Genomic DNA, 17,295 nt, shown 5'->3' on the forward strand with positions numbered 1-17,295 from the left:
AAAAAACATAAAATTATGGAATTTAAAAGTTTTAAAAACATCGAATCCTCGTTCAGGCAGATCCGCCTGTTCATGTTGGTCTTTCTGGGTATTTGTGCCTCACTGACTACGTATGCCATCTGAAAGTCCTACCTCTTTGCTAACCAGCAACGGGAGAAAGTATATGTATTGGATCAGGGCAAGTCACTCATAGTGGCGTTATCCCAAGATGCGGCATTGAACCGTCCGGTGGAGGCCCGCGAGCATGTGCGCCGCATGCATGAACTGTTCTTTACGCTGGCTCCCGATAAGGCCGCTATCGAATCCAATATCAACCGGGCCATGTATCTGGCGGACAAGAGTCTTTATAGTTATTACCGGGATTGGAACGAGAAAGGCTATTATAATCGTCTGATCAGCGGTAATATTAACCAGACTGTCCTGGTAGACAGCATGCAGTGTGATTTCGATAACTATCCGTACCGGATCACCACCTTTGCCCGGCAGATGATTATCCGAAACAGCAATATCACCGAGCGTTCCCTGGTCACCCGTTGCTTCCTGCAGAGTACGGTCAGGTCGGATAATAATCCGCAAGGCTTCATGGCGGAACGCTTTGAGATTTTGGAAAACAGGGATATAAGGACCGTTGAACGCTAATATATTAAGGTAATGAAAAGCAGGAAGATAAAGACAGAGATCAGCGAAAAACTGAAGAACGTTTGCGAGGAGCTGTCCGAAAAAGAGCGTAAGGGAGTGCTTGTGGGCATGCTGGTTACCAGTACCGTTCTATGTGGTATCACCGTAGCACGCGCTTTCGGGCGTTTTCTCTCTCACGGCACACAAAAGGAGTTGCCGTTTGTCCATCCGGTGGACTCCCTCCACCGGGCGGATAAAGACAGTATAATGTATCACCCTAAAACCAACGAGTAATGGAAGATAAAGATTTGGAAAAGCCCGAAGCGGCAGAAGAAACGGCGGTACAGCCGGAAAACGGCAGAGCCTTGAAGGAAGAACCTGAAAAAGAGAAGAAGGTGCTCACACCGGAAGAGATGGAAAAAAGAAGGAAGTTCATTGTGATTCCGGCCTTTGTGCTGGTCTTCCTGGGAGTCATGTACTGAATATTTGCCCCCTCCGGCAAGGAAAACGAGACGGAAGCCCCCGGAAATTCAGGATTCAATGTGAACGTACCCGAACCTACCACTGCCAAACTGGTGGATAAGAAGACCGCTGCCTATGAGAAGCAACAGGCGGAAGTGGAGGAAGAAAGCCGGATGAAGTCGTTGGAGCAGCTTGCCGGGACATTAATGAACGAAGGAAAGGGGGCATCCGATACCGGTGAAAAAGAAAAGGACGGAGACCGGTTGCAACAGTCCGTTAATACCTACGAGCAAATCTCCGGGCAGTTGAATGACTTCTATGAGACTCCCAAAGAGACGGCAAACAGCGATTTGGAAAGAAAAGTAGATGAACTGAACAAAAAGCTGGAAGAGGCGGAAAAGGAGAAGAACAAGGCGGCTACCCGAGAAGAACTGATGGAGCGGTCCTACAAGATGGCGGCAAAGTATCTGAACCCGGATAAGGATACGGTCCAGGAGAAAGCTGTCGGAAAAGAACCCACGGAAACTGTTCCGGTTCAGCGGGCGGAGTATCAGACGACCTCCGGCCTTTCACAACCTGTTACGGATTCCGCCTATATCGCTTCGCTTACTGTCGAGAGGAATTACGGTTTTAATACTGCTGTCGGGAACAGCTACCAAATGGGGACGAATACCATCGCCGCCTGCATTTCGGAGAACCAGATCATTGAACAGGGAGGCAGGGTAAAACTCCGGTTGCTGCAACCTCTACAAGCCGGCAACATTACCGTTCCGGAGAACAGTCTGGTAACAGGTGCGGCGGTCATACAGGGAGAGCGTCTGGATATCCTGATCAGCAGCATCGAGTATGCCGGGAATATCATTCCTGTTCAGTTGGCGACTTACGATATAGACGGGCAGAAAGGTATTTTCGTTCCCGGATCGGAAACCCGCAATGCGGCAAAGGATGCGGCTGGAACGGTCAGCGAGAGCATGGGAAACAGCGTTTCGTTTGCACGTTCTGCCGGACAGCAGGTGGTCATGGACCTGACGCGCGGAGTCATGCAGGGCGGCACGCGGTTGATCGCCGGACGGGTTCGCGCGGTCAAGGTGACACTGAAAGCCGGATATAAGGTGCTGCTGGTCACAAAGAGACAATAACGGATTATTCACTTTAATAAAAAAGACAAGACAATGAAAATAGTTATAGCATTCTTGATGGCTGTTCTGGCCTCGGTATCCGGTTTTTCACAGGAGGAAAGGCCGGTAAATCCCGTCAGGATTCTGACGGCGGGCCAGCATATCATCCCTTATAAAATAGAGGTCACTTTTGGGAAGACGGTGCATATCCTCTTCCCTTCGGAAGTGCGCTACGTGGATTTGGGCAGTAACAATATCATCGCAGGCAAGGCTGACGGAGTCGAGAACGTGGTACGTGTCAAAGCGGCGGTGAAGGAGTTTCCGGGAGAGACGAACTTCTCCGTGATTACAGGAGACGGCTCTTTCTTTTCCTTCAATGTCGTTTATAAGGAAGAGCCTTCCACACTGAATATCAATATGGACCAGTGGATGAACCCGGACGAGGGAGAAAAGAAAGGAGGCAGCTCCATCCGTGTCACGGAACTGGGCGAGGAAGATCCGACGGTCATTGCCAGCGTGATGTACACCATCCACCGGCTGGACCGTAGGGACGTGAAGCATATCGGATGCAGGCAGTTCGGGATGCAGGCTCTTTTAAAGGGCATTTATGTGCATAAGGACCTGATCTTCTTCCATGTTTCCCTGACGAACAATTCCAATGTGCCTTTCGATGTGGATTTCGTGCGATTTAAGATAGTGGATAAGAAGATAGCCAAAAGGACGGCTCAGCAGGAAACTTATATTGAACCGGTACGCACGCTCAATGCCCTGACACGCATCGAAGGAAAGAGCACGGGACGGATCGTGTATGCCTTTCCGAAAATTGTCATTCCTGACGACAAGTTGCTGGAAGTGGAAATTTACGAGAAAGGGGGAGGCCGTCACCAGCGGTTCTATATTGAGAACAGTGACCTGGTGGACGCGCGTATTGTGAATGAATTAATCGGTGAGTAATCATGAAAAGAGTTTTATTTATTTTGTTATGCATTTGTCTGCCCTTTGTGGCAGGCAAATCTTTTGCCCAGCGTTACCTGCCGGGGCAGAAAGGTATCCAGCTTACGTTAGGCGGTGTAGACGACTTCGGTTCAAATGTGAAGCATCTGCATGGTAATTTCCAGGTCGGACTGGCTCTGAGTCGGTATAACCGGAACCATTCCCGCTGGCTGTTCGGGGCGGATTATGTGAAAAAGCACTATTCCTATAAGGATGTTGCGATCCCCAAAGCGCAGTTTACCGGGGAGGTAGGTTATTTCGTGCCGTTCATCTCGGACCGTGGTAAGAACGTGTTCTTCTCTGCCGGTCTTTCCGCTCTGGCGGGTTATGAGACGACCAACTGGAACTGCAAGCTGCTCTATGACGGGGCGACTTTAAAGAATGACGGATGCTTCATTTATGGTTTTGCCCCGGCTTTCGAGATGGAGGCGTTCCTTTCCGACAGGCTGGTTTTTCTTTTCAATGTCCGCCAGAGGATATTCTTCGGATCATCCGTGGGGAATTTCCACACGGTGGCAGCTGTCGGTGTCAAGTACATTTTCAATTAGCAGCAACAGTATGGAACAAGGCAATTGGAACGTGGATGAGATGCTTCATTGGCTGGATATGAAAATAAACCGGGAAGACCGGAACATACGTGAACAAAGCAAGAAGATGAATGAGAATTTCCTACACTTTTTCGAATGGAATGCGGAGAGCCTGTATAAGTCTCATTTTATGTCCGGGTGTTATAAGATACTCCGGCAGGCGGTGGACGGGGCAAAGGGCATGGATACGGTTTGGAATATTGTTGAGGACAACATTGCTTACTGTGAGAACAAACTGTTGAACGGTCAGGTGGATTGTAACAGTTCCAGCCGGACAACGAATGTTGCCCATTTCCTGAAGTTGGAGTGTATGCAGCAGTTAGTTAGGGATTACCGGGAATTCGCGAATATCCTTGCGCAAACGCCTCCCGAAGAGAATTTGCAACAGACGGCTAATAAAACAGAAAAGAAGAGAGAAGAGCCGCCTGAAAGAAAGATAAAAACGGGCATCAGGCGTTAGCCGACAACGGACTCAATCAAGTAAATTATTCATTTAGTAATACGTAAAATCATGAAGATGAAATTAATAATAAGTGGTATCATGCTCACATTGCTTTGCCTGCTGGGTGGCTGTGATGATAAATTGGAAGTACAGCAGGCTTATGATTTCTCGCTAACGTCCTGGTATCTCCAGAAGACCATTTCCCCGGATGAGACCGTGGAGATTCGTCTGACACTCAATCGTAGCGGAAACTATGAGGAAGCCGGCTATCAAATCGGTTATATACAGATGGAGGGTAGCGGCGAGGTGTACGACAAGAAGAAGGTCTATCTGGTGAACCGGGAGATGCAACCGTTGGATTCGATAGCGGAGTTGGATGACAGCGATCCCTGCCGCCAGGTATTCACGCTCTTCTATCATAACCGAAGCAGCAAGAATGCGGAAATTAAATTCGTGATAGCGGATAATTTCCATCAGGAAAGAGAACTGGATATATCCTTTCAGAGCGAAACTGAAACGGACATGGAACTATAAATCGGACAACAATGGATAAAAGTGATTTAAGGATCGAACAATTGCAGCAATATCTTGACAAGAAGAAAGGGGTTGTGGAAAGCGATATAAAAGAGTATAACCAGCAACTGGGAAAAAACTATCTTCATTTCTTTGACTGGCATGCCGATGACTTGTATAAGGCCTGTTATATGGATAAGAATTATAAGGCCATTCAGGAGGCGATTGATACCGCTGAAACGCCGAAGGACATTGAAGGCTATTTGAAGCGTTGTACCCTGTATATAGAAGAAGATCTCCTGAACGGTCCGCTTGTCAAGAAAAGTACCAACCCGATGTCGAATATGGCCCATTCCCTGGAGATGGAATGCAAACAGGAGTTACTGAAGGACCTCCGGTATTTAAACAGGCTTCTTCAGAGTGAGACTGTAAGTGAAAGAATAAGGCCGCAAGAAGCACCCCGACAAGAAATTGTGCCTGTGAAAGAAAAGAAGAAAACGGGACCACGGTTGAGATAGTATCAATTGAAAGCAATAAAAAAGCTACTGAATTTTTGTTTCAGTAGCTTTTTTATTTATCCCGGTCTTATATTCCGGCTATACCAGATAAGCCTCAAAAAGATAATGTATGAATAACCGGCCCTTTTCCGTCCAGACCGTCAACATGGCCGTGCCTGTTTCTCCTGTGCGGCTTTCCCATACATGGGTCCGGGTTGCTGTATAGCCTTGATTCTGGTAAGGAGCTTTGAGCAGCCACTGACCGGATTGACGGAACTGGATGCCTGCCCATCGGAGCCGCTTGTTCAACATTCCGGCAGTCATTCCCAATTCTTTCGCTATCTGTGTGGTCGTGTAGGTGCTTTGGGATTGCAGGACTTTGTCGTAATACTGAACTTTTGGGGCCTGTAGCTTGAGTTTCAGGATAGCATAGTTGTTCTCCTTCTCCAATGCTGAAATACGGCTGTCTCGCTCTTTTATACGGTTCTGTGCGAGCAATATGGCACGCGCAAGCAGTTCATTATCCGTTTCGCCATTCTTCTTAAGAAGATAGCCACCGTTCTTTAGTGTTTCGGGAACCAGTTCATCAAATATCCAGCTTTCGAATTTCTCAGCGGAAGGCAGCTTGCTACCGGCAATCAGCCGGTATACGTTTCCTTCGCTGATGTACTTGATTTTCTGGACGGCACTGCGTGTAGGGGTGTCGTAAACCACGACACCCATTGGTTTACAATGTCTTACGACGGCATCTCTCGGATTGGAGTAGCCAAGTGCGGCGGCAACATCCGAGGCGCAGAACCATATTTTCCCGTCAATTTCCAGTGTCCGGATGCGTCCGAACTCGGGATGTTCAAATATCGATACTTTATTCATGACTGTTTAATTTATAGGTTTCTTCTATTGCTTTAAATATCTCGTAGACTACCTGGGGGACGATAGCGTTCCCGTATCCTTTAATGGATGCCTGTCTTCACCGAGAAAAGGAGATACCGTCCAATCGGGTGGAAAGCCCATCATCTCGGCTACAAACAGGGGATTGAGTTGGAAACTCTTTCCAGTCCGGGCGAAGAAATCCGGAAGGCTGTTCTTCTGTGGTATCTTTCCCCGTTTCTTCAGGTTCTCCAGTGAAGGTGCGCCTTTCCAATCCCGCGCTGTCGGTGTCGGCATCACTTGTCCTTCTGCCAGCCATTGTAGGATCGATTCTTCCAGATTGTTCCCGTCCGTGTTTTCCAGCTCAGTATTGTCCGGTATCGGTTCCGGTAGTATCCCGTAAAAGTCCAGAAAATCCGTCAGGCCGTTGGGATTCTTCTCTCCGGCTATCTGGGCATGGGGTGAGGATAAATTCATCGATTTCCATTTCCTGACTCTTTCGGCATGGTGTATCTCTGTTGCCACTGGCGTTGGCAGAAGCATCCCATGGATTATCTCCGGTAGTCCCTGCTGCCTGCTGCCCGGCCCCCTGCGCTTGTAGTCCTGTGCCGTCACGGTGGGCAATAAACCAAACTCTATCCCGTCTGTGAGGTGCACCGACGGAACAAGCCGGTATAAGTACCGGCTGGACGGAATATCCTTCGCGTTCAAGATCACGGCAAATGGTTTCAACAACATATTGCTGTCGTCTTTTAAATACAGGCTCACTCTCTCCGAATAGAGTGGATTGACTTCCCACTTCAGTCTCCTGACCGGGCTGTACCATCGTGAGGATGCCAGCAACGTTCTCACCAATGACCCAATCGGGCCTGATCTTATGTATGGCCCTGAGCATGTGAGGCCAGAGATAGCGGTTATCATCCGCTCCCTTTCTTTGGCCTGCGACGGAGAATGGTTGACAAGGAAAACCTCCTGTAAGGACATTGATTTTTCCTCTCCATTCCCTGAAATCTGTCGTTGTGACATCTGTATAACTTTTCGCATCTTTAAACCAGTAATTTAGAATGGTATTACAAAAATCGTCTATCTCGCAATGGAAGGCATTCTGCCATCCCATTCATTCGGCAGCCAGGTCTGGGGCGCCGAATCCACTAAACAGGGAAGCGTGTACCAGACGCTTCCGCTGTTTCTTGTCTTGCTCTTCTTCTTTCATTGTTTATTCATTATTTAGAGGTTCGAGGTTCATTACTTTTTTGTCGATCTTACGATAGATGCTCCCCATCTCCAGCATATTTTCCAATCGGAGCAGGTCCGTGATTTCATAGACGGTCATCCCTTTCTGTGTCGTGAAGCGGATATATCCTTTCTGTCGCTGTATCTCCACTTCTTCGGGAGTCATGTGCAGGACTTCACAGATTTCCTGCAAGGTCAGGGTAAGGCTTACTTCCTTAACTGTGTAGATGTAAGTCAGGATGTTCAGCATCTGGAGGCATTTGCGGTGTGATTTGACGAGTGCTGCGAATTTGTTTCGTTCTATGACGATTACTTTACTTTGATTTTCCATGTGAATTTTTATTTATGAGTTAATAGAATCGGATATGAAATCTTCGTTTAGACATTCTTCTCTCAGGAATTTATATACGTCAGAAGCCCAGAAGTAAATCTTGCCGCTGAGTTTGAAAAATGGGAGTTTCCCGGAATTACGCCAGCGGATCAGTGTCCGGTCGCATACTTTCAGCATCAGGCGCATATCCCGGCTGTCCAGCATTTGCTTACCGTTGAAACTGGTTACTGCTTCCAGAGCCGTTTCCAGCTTGGCAATCAGTTTTCGTTGTTCCTCAAAGTTGTCCTTTATCATTGCTTTGAGTATCTCAATATCATTTCTGTTCTCTTCCATACAATATTCCTTTGTTCTAATGGGTTATTTTTCTTTCTTCGGTTGCAAAGTTTTCAAAATTAGGCATGAAAAAATAGGGCTGACGGTAACCGCCAGCCCCACATTTTCCTTGTAACTCACTTGGTATCAATGTGAATTTTCAGAATATTTTTTCTTCATCAGGATAGAAAGGGGAATACACGCAATTCTCCTTCTTAAAAAAGAGACTGATAGAATGACAGAGGATATCGGATAAAAAAAGGGCTGACAATTAATTGTCAACCCTTCTATAAATATGCTATGATTAACTTGGAAGCATCAAAAACATTGCTTACCTTTGTGTTACAGAGATATTTGAAATTATGCAGAGCAATGCAATGTGTAGCTGAACTTCCACTACTATATCGTTACCTGCATCTTTATAAAAACACTTTTAATCGCTGATTTATAAAAGATTAAAACGAACTACACTCTTTTAAGCCTTGAAACAAAGTGTTTCAACGCAGGAAACAAAAAGTACCGTGCCGGGAAACTATTTTTATGACCGATTAATAGCTGATCTTTACTCCGGCAAAGAAACTTCTCGGCAAAGAAGGACCGTAAATATAACCGGAATCCCGGTTAGCTCCTCTGTCAAAGTCCTTCTGATAAGACTCAAAAATATTCTGAACTCCGCCGTTTAATTGCAAATCAACCGTTTTGTATAACTTGAAGTCATAAGCCAGTTTCACTCCCAAATCAAAGAAACGAGGTGTTCTGATTGCTTCCGCTTTTCTTTCAGGCATTTTACCCAGTTCGGCATTCTCGGCGGTGATATCCATACGTTGCACCAACATCCTGCCGGTATAGGTTCCTGACAAAGCAATAGATAAAGGTTTGATGGGGGTACAAGTAGCAGTGAAATAACCGTATGTATCGGGAGTACGGAAAATCTTCTTTTCTGCCGGTGCATCGTCATGCCACTTATGCGGTTCATCGTACCGGCTACGTTGTAAAGTTAATCCCGCTTGTATTTGCAGGATAGAAAGATAAGCCACTTTACCTTCCAGTGTCAATCCCATCACTTTAGCACCGGGGCCATTGCTACGTGTTTTCACTAATATACCATCACCACGGTCGTAAGGTTTGCCCAATACAAAAACATCGGTCAGTCTTGTATAAAAACCCTCAATCAACAAATTCGTCTGGAATGCTCCGAAACGATGATACATATCTGCAGAAACACTGAAACTTTGGGATTTCTCTTCTTTCAAATCCTTTGCACGCTCGATCATAGCCACCGTTCCGCCCACATTTTCAATATGCATATCCTCATCAAAAGCCTGCGGAGCACGAAATCCGGAAGAATAGCTTAAACGCAGGTTAATATTCTGGGTAGGATTAAAACGCAAGTTGGCACGGGGACTAAAGATCACATTATCCACCATATTATGCTTATCCAGACGACCACCAATCAGAATCCCCCAACGGTCGTTCTTCCATTCGTTCTGCAGAAAAGCACTGTAAATATTCACCGTCTGATCCGTGTGACGGTTATATCCCCACATGTTATCTTTTAGGCGGTCACGGTTATATTCAAGCCCTGCCGTGAGATCAGAAGGCATAAAAAAGCACTTGTCAAACGTATGTACGTATTGTGCACCACCCATAGCGGTTAAATCCGTTGTCTTTCCATAGGCTTTCAGAGGATCGTTACCCGGTCCGTAATAACTGTCCCGGTCTGTATTGGCAGCCGATGCAAAAACACTTAGACGGTTCTTTTCATCCGGAGAGAAATAATCGAATTTCAAACTTCCACCATCAATAGAATGTTGCAACTGCTCCGCAATATGCGCTTCGTGAGGAGGACGGTTCAACATATCCCCTCCACGACGGAATTCCTGCATGTGGTGATATTCAAAGGTCAGTTTGGAATAAGTACTTGTTTTCAGATAAGAGCGGAAACCCACTGTCTGATTCTTCAATTTGGGCAGTTCGGTAAATCCGTCTCCGTCATAATCATATCCCGACCGATAACGGTTCTGACCAAAGATATACAATCCGGCACGATGATCGTCCGTCACCAATGAAGCATTCAGCGAGGTGTTGTTATCGAATGAGGAGCTTCCTCCTAAAGAAGTTATGGTGTGCGACAGCTGACCCGAATTACGTAAAGGCTCTTTGGTGATTATATTAATCGTTCCTGCAATAGCTGAAGAACCGAACAAGGCGGAGCCTCCCCCACGCATCACTTCTACACGTTCAATCATACTGGCAGGAATCTGTTCCAGTCCATACACTCCGGAAAGGGCGCTGAATACGGGACGCGAATCTATCAGAATTTGTGTATATGGTCCGTCCAGACCATTGATGCGGACTTGCTGGAAGCCACAATTCTGGCAATTTGTCTCCACACGCACTCCGGGCTGGAAGTTCAGTCCTTGTGATAAAGTGGAAGAATTGGTGGTTTCAAAAAGTTTCAGGTCGACAACATTCACCAAAGTAGGAGCCATACGACGTGTCGTTTCACTCCGGTTGGCGGAAACTACTACTCCGTCGAGAGCAATCGCATCCTCTTCTATTTCAAAATCTTCTTCCAGTGTCTTTCCTTTTTTCAGAGTTACGTTGCGGGTCACTGTCTTGTAACCTACTGAACTAACTTCCAGTATAAAATTTCCTTCCGGCAAATTCTTCAAAAAATAATGCCCGGTAGCATCGGTCACGGTTCCTATGGTCGTTCCTTTCAGTGCGATAGTGATGTACGGAAGATGTTCTTTCGTTTTTTTATCCAGTACATGACCTATTATATTCGCATCGGATTTCTTCAGTTCAGGGTAGTCCGGACGTTCAGCCAATGCGTATGACAAGACACAGCACAGGCCGACCAGGACTAAAAGATATTTCTTCATTGTCGTTAGTCTTTTAATGTTTTAATTCGAAAAATAATAATAAAGGGAAAGGGAAGCAGCGATCGTTAATCGTTGATCCTAATACATTAATACTGTTCCCCCAAAAAGATAGACTAAGCGATAGGAGGTGCTCTAAGAGATATTACGCCCGGACAAGAACGGTAAAATTGCTCAATTTGCGGGCGGACAAACAGGATGCATAATAGAGATAAAGCAGCAACAGAGAATGTTGGTATCAAACCGCTGTCGGTCACCAACACATGACTCAAGAGATGAATTAGTTGGAATTCAACCGTCGTATGGCTATGTTCGCTGCCTTTTTTAAATGGATGTGAATGGACAATTGTAACCCCGTTGACCACATGGGAGTGAGTAAACAAAGTGATTCCTGCCATGTACGAGATAAACAGTACAGGCAGAAACCACTTCATTATATGTAGGTACAATTGTTTCATTCGGTCATCTTGCACATTTATTCTGTGCACCTAAGTCAAGGTTTAGTTTGTTTTTTGCAAAGATAAGGATTGTCTCCATGCAAAACAATCCCTATTTATAACGATTTTAAATCTTAACCGAATTTTAATAACTTATCTTCACTCCGGCAAAGAAACTTCTCGGCAATGACGGACCATAGATATAACCGGAGTCACGGTCAGCCCCTTTGTCGAAGTCGTTCTGGTAGGCATTGAAAATATTCTGTACACCGGCATTTACCTGCAAGTTCATCGACTTGTAAAGTTTGAAATCATAGGCAGCCTTCAAACCGATATCGAAGAAGTCCTTCGTATTCACCGTTATCGGTTTTTCAAGGAATCCCGGAACTGGTTCGTGGGGAACCAGCATCGAACCGGTATATGTACCGGAAAGAGCGATAGATAATGGTTTTATCGGGGTATAGGTTGCTGTAAAATAACCGTAAGTATTCGGTGTACGCATCATTTTCTTTACAGCCGGAGCTTCTTTGTTCCATACATGCGGTTCGCTATAATGGCTCTGTTGCAGGGTGACTCCTGCCTGAACCTGGAATTTAGTCAGATACGCCATCTTTCCTTCCAATGTCAGTCCCATCACACGGGCTCCCGGTGCATTGTAGCGTGTACGTGTCAGGATCCCATCCACTACCTCTCCGTCGGTAAGGGCAAATACATCTGATAACTTTGTATAAAATCCTTCTACCAAAAAGTTAACCTGAAACGCACCAAAACGATGATAAATATCTGCCGAAGCACTCAAGCTCTGTGATCTTTCTTCTTTCAGATTATCGGCCAATTCAACCATCGCCACATTACCGCCTACATTCTCCACATGCAAATCCTCGTCGAAAGCCTGCGGAGCACGGAAACCGGATGAGTAGCTGAAACGAAGATTGATATTTTCCGTCGGATTATAACGCAGATTGGCACGCGGACTGAATATCACATGGTCAATCAGGTTATGTTTATCCAAACGACCGCCAATCAGAAATCCCCAATGCTCATTCTTCCATTCATTCTGAAAGAAAGCACTACCGATATTCACTTTTGGTCTACTGTACGGTGGTATCCCCACATATTGTCTTCCAGTTTATCCTGATTGAATTCTATTCCGGCAGTCAGGTCAGCAGGCATGAAAATACATTTTCCGAAACTATAGACATATTGCGATCCTGCCATCCAGTTTAAGTCGGTAGTGTTTCCGTAAGCATTCGGATCTTGGCCGCCACCATAATAGCTGTCACGATTGATATGCTGCGCTGATGCAAACACATTGAAACGATGTTTCTCGTTAGGTGAGAAATAATCAAATTTCAGTCCTCCACCATTGATCGAGTGTTCGGTCTGTTCCGCTACATTCGCTTCGTGAGGTGGACGGTTCAACAAGTCTCCTCCCCTACGGAATTCTTCCATGTGGTGATATTCAAAAGTTAGTTTCGAATATGTCGTTGTTTTCAGGAATGAACGGAAACCGATGGTTTGGCCGTGTATCTTGGGAATTTCAGAATATCCGTCACCATCATGGTCATACGCGGAACGATGGCGATTCTGACCGAAGATATACAAACCGGCACGCTGGTCGTCCGTCACAAGTGATGCATTCAGCGCCGTACTGTTATCAAAAGCATCGCCATCACCAATACCTGTAATGGTATGCGATAACATACCGGAATTGCGCATCGGTTCTTTGGTAATGATATTGATTGTTCCGGCAATAGCAGACGAGCCGAACAAAGCAGATCCGCCTCCACGCATCACTTCCACACGTTCTATCATGCTGGCAGGAATCTGCTCGATGCCATACACACCGGAAAGTGCACTAAAAATAGGACGGGAATCGAGCAGGATTTGCGTATAAGGGCCATCCAGTCCATTGATACGCACTTGCTGGAAGCCGCAATTCTGACAATTAGACTCTACACGGACACCCGGCTGAAAGCTCAATCCTTGTGCCAAAGTCGTAGAATTGGTATTCTCAAAGATTTTCAGATCCACCACATTCACCAGTGTCGGAGCCAGGCGACGGGTAGTCTCGTTACGATTGGCAGATACTACTACGCCATCCAAGGCAACTGCATCTTCTTCTATCTCGAAATCTTCTTCCAATGTGCGCCCTTTCTTCAGCGTCACATTCCGTCTGACGGTTTTATACCCCACCGAACTAACTTCGAGCACAAAATTGCCTTCGGGAAGATTCTTCAAGAAATAATGCCCGGTAGCATCGGTTACCGTTCCGATGGTAGTACCTTTCAAGGCGACTGTTATATAGGGCAAGTGTTCTTTGGTGTTTTTATCAAGAATATGGCCAACGATATTGGCGTCTGACTTACGTAATTCAGGATGATTAGGATATTCATGAGCTTGTCCTTCAAGGGCAGGCAACAATGCGCAGCACAAGCAGACAAGCGAAAAGATGTATTTCTTCATTTTTCGTTTGTTATTAGTTTTCGATAAGTACTCACATGGATAGACAGATAATGCCCTACCTCATGCAAGGTACGGTATCATCATTCAAAGAATGGAGAAACGAATAGCCGGAGGTGCTCTAAGTCCCACTACCCCATGATACGGACAGTGATAGTGAGCATACGGCGAACGGCCGAGCAACAAATACAATAAGAAAGGAATAAAAAGGGAAAGAGCAAAAACTACGGCTGCACCGTCTGCCGTTAAATGAGACAGAAAATGAATCAGTAGCAGTTCGACTGTAGAGTGTTTATGTGCCGCCCCTTTCTTAAATGGGTGTGAATGGACGATTGTCACGCCATTGACCACATGCACGTGGGCAAAGAATGTGAAGCTTACCAGATACGACACAAACAGTATCGGTAAGAAGTAGCGTGTAATATTCAATAACAATCGTTTCACCTCATTTTTTCTTTGAGGCGGCAAAGATACGAACTATTTATTTAACAATCAATGAATCTACAAAATTCTGTTAATATACTGCCGAAGCTATGATTTGAATAAACAGAATCAGAAATACCATGGCAATCGGATAAACAGTTGCGTAAGCTACGCTCGGTATGTTACTGTCCACCATTGAATCGGCAGCTGCAAGTCCCGGAGTACTCGTCATACCTCCCGTTATCGTTCCCAGCAAATCGAGCAGACTGATTTTAAATACCAGACGTCCGACAATAGCTGCTACAAGCATCGGTACCAATGTGATGGCAGCTCCTACTCCGAACATCAGCAATCCGCTTTCCTGGAAAGTGGCTACCAGATTCTTACCGGCAGAAGTTCCCACTTCGGCAAGAAAAAGAAGCAGACCTAACTGGCGCAACAACTGATTGGCAGGTCCGGACATAGACCAGATGATGGGACCTGTCTTACCAATCGCACTCAACACAAGGGCTACCATCAATACTCCGCCGGTCAGTCCCGGAGAGAATGACAGACTATCAGAGAAAGATATATTTATTTTGCCGAACAGCACTCCCAGTACAATACCCATCGCAATGGGGAAGAAATCCGTATCAGACAGTTTCTTCGCATTGTTACCCAGCAGGCGGGCTACTCCTTTAAGTCCTTCTTTCTCACCGACAACCATCAATTTATCACCAAACTTCAAAGCGAGATCTGGAGATGGAGACAAATCAATACCGCTTCGACGGACACGAGTCACTGTACAACCAAAATTTTTCTGTAAGTTCAAATCACCCAGTTGTTTATTTATCATGTCCTTTTTGGTCAACAGTAAAGATTCTATTTCCTGCGTTTTATCCAAAGGCAGTTCGCCTTCTTCTCTCTTACCGATTAACACAGCAAGCTGATTCAATGATTCTTCGCTACCTACGGCTTGTATGTAGTCTCCTTCACGCAGCACTGTATGGGCTGTAGGAATAGATATTTCATCATTGTGCTTCAGACGGGAAATAACAGCGCCCGTCATACCGCGTGCATTAATTTGCATCAGGTTACGGTTGAACACATGCGAATTGGTGACACGGTAGATACAAGTAGTCAGTTCTGGAAATTGTCCGCGACGTTCTATCTCCAGGCGACGGGCTTCTTTATTCAAATCTACCCGCATAATTTTAGGTAACAGTTTGACAAACAGAATCACGCCGATTACTCCAAACGGATATGCGATACCGTAAGCAATGGATGCCAAAGGAGAATTGGTACTGTCAATAGCAACCGCCAGACCCGGCGTACTGGTCAACGCACCGGCAATCAGACCGACAATACTCGGTGTATCAATATCAAATGCGTACTTCAACCCGACTGCGGTCAGGCAGGCAGAACAAATTATAAGCATAGTAATGAGAATAAGCGTCTTTCCTTTACTGCGGAAAGAATCGAAGAATCCGGGCCCTGCCTGAATACCGATGGTAAAAATGAAGAGCACCAAACCGAAGTTTCCTAATTCTTTAGGAATGATAACACCAAAATGCCCGAAAAGAAGGGCAATGAAAATAACTGCCGACACATCGAGAGATAATCCTCTGATTTTTATTCTTCCCAGCATAAACCCTAATGCGACAATCAGGAAAAGGGAAAAATAAGAGGAATGCAATAAGTCAGTAAACATAAAAATAAAGGTTAGTTAGTTTAAGGGCGCGAAGGTACGGATTTTATTTAATCCTCACAACATTCGTTGCTGCAAGTAGCTCTTTCGTCTTCAAACTCCAAAGTGGCATGATGAATGCCTGCCTCTTCGAGTGCTTCCTTTATATGATGTTTCACTTCCTCCAACTGTGTGATATTATCAATGACAACGTGGGCAGTCAGAGCGGTTTCCGTTGTGCTTAACGCCCAAATATGCAAGTGATGGCAATTCTCCACACCGGGTTGTTCCACGATAAGTTGCTGTATCTTTTGAGCGTCTATCCCCACTGGTACTCCATCCAAAGACAACCGGAGACTGTCATGAAGCAATCCCCAGGTAGAGACAATAATAATAACAGCAATGCCAAGTCCGATAATCGGGTCAATGATGCTCCATCCTGTATACGTAATAATAATACCGGAAGCAACTACACCGACAGATACCAGTGTATCTGCTGCCATGTGCAAGTAGGCCCCCTTCACATTCAGATCCTTATCTTTATCTTTCATGAAAAGCCATGCAGTAAGCGCATTGATGACCACTCCCACCCCAGCTGTCCATGCGATAGCGGAACCATCAACCGAAACCGGATGAAATAATTTGTCTATGCTCTCGGCAATAATAATGCCAACAGCAATCAACAGTATAACTGCATTTAATAAAGAAACAAGTATCGTACTCTTCTTATATCCATACGTGTAACGACTATTAGGGTGAACTTTCTCCAACCGGAAGGCCAACATGGCAAGTACCAGACTGGCTACATCACCCAAATTATGCCCGGCATCGGAAAGTAACCCCAAAGAATTATAATAAAATCCTACTCCGAATTCTACTATGACAAAAGTTATATTCAGAGCGATGCCTATGATAAAAGCTTTATTGAGCGATGTCAACCGATGACTATGTTCGTGGTGATGATGAGGTTCCATATTATATATTGTTATTATATCTAATATACAAAAAACATCTTACCCGGAGATTAGTTCATCCTTTTCCACTTTTGGCAGTATTAACGACTGGTTAGTTTTTCCATAAACTTATTCCGGTCTACCACATAACGTATATGTGTTCCTTCACCAATTTTACCCTGTGAATCAGAGGCTACTACGGAAAATGTTAACTTTCGTCCCTCTACCTCAAGAAGTGTGGCTGTTACAAGAACCGTGTCTCCCAATGCAGTGGGTTTAAGATGTGTAGTCTGAATCATTGCTCCTACCGTTGTATTGCCTTCCGGCAGTTGATCTTCAACAGCAGACAAAGCTGCATTTTCCATGAATGCTACCATAGCGGGAGTAGCAAGAACAGGGAGATCACCCGATCCCATTGCCACTGCCAGATTTTCCGGTTTGACCACTACTTCCTTTATAAATTGCAATCCTTTTTCTAACATAATTTCTGAT

At 45.4% G+C, this 17,295-nt stretch carries 18 protein-coding genes and 3 pseudogenes; 9 read left to right on the forward strand and 12 right to left on the reverse strand.

The genetic code is table 11. From position 1 onward, the window contains the following. Window positions 1–15 precede the first annotated feature (15 nt). The 9 genes and pseudogenes from traK to KQP79_RS09505 all read left to right on the forward strand — a co-directional run bounded on the left by traK (window position 16) and on the right by KQP79_RS09505 (window position 5,251). Window positions 16–639 (forward strand): annotated as a pseudogene (traK, locus tag KQP79_RS09465) (conjugative transposon protein TraK). A 12-nt stretch (window positions 640–651) separates the two neighbouring features. Further along, window positions 652–912: a hypothetical protein gene (locus KQP79_RS09470; RefSeq protein WP_004318726.1), complete on the forward strand. Its 261-nt coding sequence runs from the start codon at window positions 652–654 to the stop codon at window positions 910–912. Then, complete coding sequence (locus KQP79_RS09475) at window positions 912–1,100, forward strand: hypothetical protein (protein ID WP_004308045.1); 189 nt, start codon at window positions 912–914, stop codon at window positions 1,098–1,100. The genes KQP79_RS09470 and KQP79_RS09475 overlap by 1 nt, the downstream gene beginning before the upstream one ends. Then, a complete protein-coding gene (gene traM, locus KQP79_RS09480; RefSeq protein ID WP_072067469.1) occupies window positions 1,101–2,219 on the forward strand; it encodes a conjugative transposon protein TraM in 1,119 nt (372 codons plus the stop codon). A gap of 33 nt (window positions 2,220–2,252) precedes the next feature. Further along, the gene (gene traN, locus KQP79_RS09485) at window positions 2,253–3,152 is read left to right on the forward strand and encodes a conjugative transposon protein TraN (protein ID WP_004308047.1); all 900 of its coding nucleotides are present in this window, start codon (window positions 2,253–2,255) and stop codon (window positions 3,150–3,152) included. A 2-nt stretch (window positions 3,153–3,154) separates the two neighbouring features. Next, the gene (locus KQP79_RS09490; protein WP_004308048.1) at window positions 3,155–3,739 is read left to right on the forward strand and encodes a conjugal transfer protein TraO; all 585 of its coding nucleotides are present in this window, start codon (window positions 3,155–3,157) and stop codon (window positions 3,737–3,739) included. Between the two features lie 10 nt (window positions 3,740–3,749). Beyond that, on the forward strand, window positions 3,750–4,238 hold the full coding sequence (locus KQP79_RS09495) for a hypothetical protein (protein ID WP_004308049.1): 489 nt from the start codon (window positions 3,750–3,752) through the stop codon (window positions 4,236–4,238). 51 nt (window positions 4,239–4,289) lie between these two features. After that, window positions 4,290–4,754 carry a TraQ conjugal transfer family protein gene (locus KQP79_RS09500; protein WP_004308050.1) on the forward strand — a complete coding sequence of 155 codons (465 nt, stop codon included), beginning with the start codon at window positions 4,290–4,292 and terminating at the stop codon, window positions 4,752–4,754. A gap of 11 nt (window positions 4,755–4,765) precedes the next feature. After that, window positions 4,766–5,251, forward strand: coding sequence for a hypothetical protein (locus KQP79_RS09505; protein WP_004318733.1), 486 nt, complete (start codon window positions 4,766–4,768; stop codon window positions 5,249–5,251). Window positions 5,252–5,329: 78 nt separating this feature from the next. On the opposite strand, the gene KQP79_RS09510 is transcribed toward KQP79_RS09505, so the two are convergent. The 12 genes and pseudogenes from KQP79_RS09510 to KQP79_RS09560 form a co-directional block, all read right to left on the reverse strand. Next, complete coding sequence (locus KQP79_RS09510; protein ID WP_004308051.1) at window positions 5,330–6,103, reverse strand: phage antirepressor KilAC domain-containing protein; 774 nt, start codon at window positions 6,101–6,103, stop codon at window positions 5,330–5,332. Between the two features lie 48 nt (window positions 6,104–6,151). Then, entirely contained in the window at window positions 6,152–6,838 is a 687-nt protein-coding gene (locus tag KQP79_RS25890) for a hypothetical protein (protein WP_229077600.1), read from the reverse strand. Further along, window positions 6,750–7,217: pseudogene (locus tag KQP79_RS25895) on the reverse strand (DNA cytosine methyltransferase); the annotation flags it as partial. The gene KQP79_RS25890 and the pseudogene KQP79_RS25895, both read right to left, overlap by 89 nt. Before the next feature lie 99 nt (window positions 7,218–7,316). Continuing rightward, entirely contained in the window at window positions 7,317–7,664 is a 348-nt protein-coding gene (locus KQP79_RS09520) for a hypothetical protein (protein ID WP_004313787.1), read from the reverse strand. Window positions 7,665–7,676: 12 nt separating this feature from the next. Then, complete coding sequence (locus KQP79_RS09525; RefSeq protein WP_004308054.1) at window positions 7,677–7,997, reverse strand: helix-turn-helix domain-containing protein; 321 nt, start codon at window positions 7,995–7,997, stop codon at window positions 7,677–7,679. Between the two features lie 527 nt (window positions 7,998–8,524). After that, window positions 8,525–10,864 carry a TonB-dependent receptor gene (locus tag KQP79_RS09530; protein ID WP_004300137.1) on the reverse strand — a complete coding sequence of 780 codons (2,340 nt, stop codon included), beginning with the start codon at window positions 10,862–10,864 and terminating at the stop codon, window positions 8,525–8,527. Window positions 10,865–10,977: 113 nt separating this feature from the next. After that, complete coding sequence (locus KQP79_RS09535) at window positions 10,978–11,319, reverse strand: hypothetical protein (RefSeq protein WP_008776571.1); 342 nt, start codon at window positions 11,317–11,319, stop codon at window positions 10,978–10,980. Window positions 11,320–11,443: 124 nt separating this feature from the next. Continuing rightward, window positions 11,444–13,764 (reverse strand): annotated as a pseudogene (locus KQP79_RS09540) (TonB-dependent receptor). A gap of 84 nt (window positions 13,765–13,848) precedes the next feature. Next, entirely contained in the window at window positions 13,849–14,229 is a 381-nt protein-coding gene (locus KQP79_RS09545; RefSeq protein ID WP_004317845.1) for a hypothetical protein, read from the reverse strand. A gap of 46 nt (window positions 14,230–14,275) precedes the next feature. Next, window positions 14,276–15,874 carry an aspartate:alanine exchanger family transporter gene (locus tag KQP79_RS09550; RefSeq protein WP_004308056.1) on the reverse strand — a complete coding sequence of 533 codons (1,599 nt, stop codon included), beginning with the start codon at window positions 15,872–15,874 and terminating at the stop codon, window positions 14,276–14,278. Between the two features lie 47 nt (window positions 15,875–15,921). After that, the gene (locus KQP79_RS09555; RefSeq protein WP_004300142.1) at window positions 15,922–16,824 is read right to left on the reverse strand and encodes a cation diffusion facilitator family transporter; all 903 of its coding nucleotides are present in this window, start codon (window positions 16,822–16,824) and stop codon (window positions 15,922–15,924) included. 80 nt (window positions 16,825–16,904) lie between these two features. Continuing rightward, window positions 16,905–17,285, reverse strand: a complete 381-nt coding sequence (locus KQP79_RS09560) for a thioesterase family protein (protein ID WP_004303823.1) — start codon at window positions 17,283–17,285, stop codon at window positions 16,905–16,907. Between the last annotated feature and the right edge of the window lie 10 nt (window positions 17,286–17,295).

Source organism: Bacteroides sp. DH3716P (genome assembly GCF_025914115.1).
Taxonomy (GTDB): Bacteria; Bacteroidota; Bacteroidia; order Bacteroidales; family Bacteroidaceae; genus Bacteroides; species Bacteroides ovatus.

What these genes read in the sequence shown, in the direction of transcription:
- KQP79_RS09470 (WP_004318726.1), top strand. Translation starts at nt 652, where the DNA reads ATGAAAAGCAGGAAGATAAAGACAGAGATCAGCGAAAAACTGAAGAAC.
- KQP79_RS09475 (WP_004308045.1), top strand. Translation starts at nt 912, where the DNA reads ATGGAAGATAAAGATTTGGAAAAGCCCGAAGCGGCAGAAGAAACGGCG.
- traN (WP_004308047.1), top strand. Translation starts at nt 2,253, where the DNA reads ATGAAAATAGTTATAGCATTCTTGATGGCTGTTCTGGCCTCGGTATCC.
- KQP79_RS09490 (WP_004308048.1), top strand. Translation starts at nt 3,155, where the DNA reads ATGAAAAGAGTTTTATTTATTTTGTTATGCATTTGTCTGCCCTTTGTG.
- KQP79_RS09495 (WP_004308049.1), top strand. Translation starts at nt 3,750, where the DNA reads ATGGAACAAGGCAATTGGAACGTGGATGAGATGCTTCATTGGCTGGAT.
- KQP79_RS09500 (WP_004308050.1), top strand. Translation starts at nt 4,290, where the DNA reads ATGAAGATGAAATTAATAATAAGTGGTATCATGCTCACATTGCTTTGC.
- KQP79_RS09505 (WP_004318733.1), top strand. Translation starts at nt 4,766, where the DNA reads ATGGATAAAAGTGATTTAAGGATCGAACAATTGCAGCAATATCTTGAC.
- KQP79_RS09510 (WP_004308051.1), bottom strand. Translation starts at nt 6,103, where the DNA reads ATGAATAAAGTATCGATATTTGAACATCCCGAGTTCGGACGCATCCGG.
- KQP79_RS25890 (WP_229077600.1), bottom strand. Translation starts at nt 6,838, where the DNA reads ATGTTGTTGAAACCATTTGCCGTGATCTTGAACGCGAAGGATATTCCG.
- KQP79_RS09520 (WP_004313787.1), bottom strand. Translation starts at nt 7,664, where the DNA reads ATGGAAAATCAAAGTAAAGTAATCGTCATAGAACGAAACAAATTCGCA.
- KQP79_RS09525 (WP_004308054.1), bottom strand. Translation starts at nt 7,997, where the DNA reads ATGGAAGAGAACAGAAATGATATTGAGATACTCAAAGCAATGATAAAG.
- KQP79_RS09530 (WP_004300137.1), bottom strand. Translation starts at nt 10,864, where the DNA reads ATGAAGAAATATCTTTTAGTCCTGGTCGGCCTGTGCTGTGTCTTGTCA.
- KQP79_RS09535 (WP_008776571.1), bottom strand. Translation starts at nt 11,319, where the DNA reads ATGAAACAATTGTACCTACATATAATGAAGTGGTTTCTGCCTGTACTG.
- KQP79_RS09550 (WP_004308056.1), bottom strand. Translation starts at nt 15,874, where the DNA reads ATGTTTACTGACTTATTGCATTCCTCTTATTTTTCCCTTTTCCTGATT.
- KQP79_RS09555 (WP_004300142.1), bottom strand. Translation starts at nt 16,824, where the DNA reads ATGGAACCTCATCATCACCACGAACATAGTCATCGGTTGACATCGCTC.
- KQP79_RS09560 (WP_004303823.1), bottom strand. Translation starts at nt 17,285, where the DNA reads ATGTTAGAAAAAGGATTGCAATTTATAAAGGAAGTAGTGGTCAAACCG.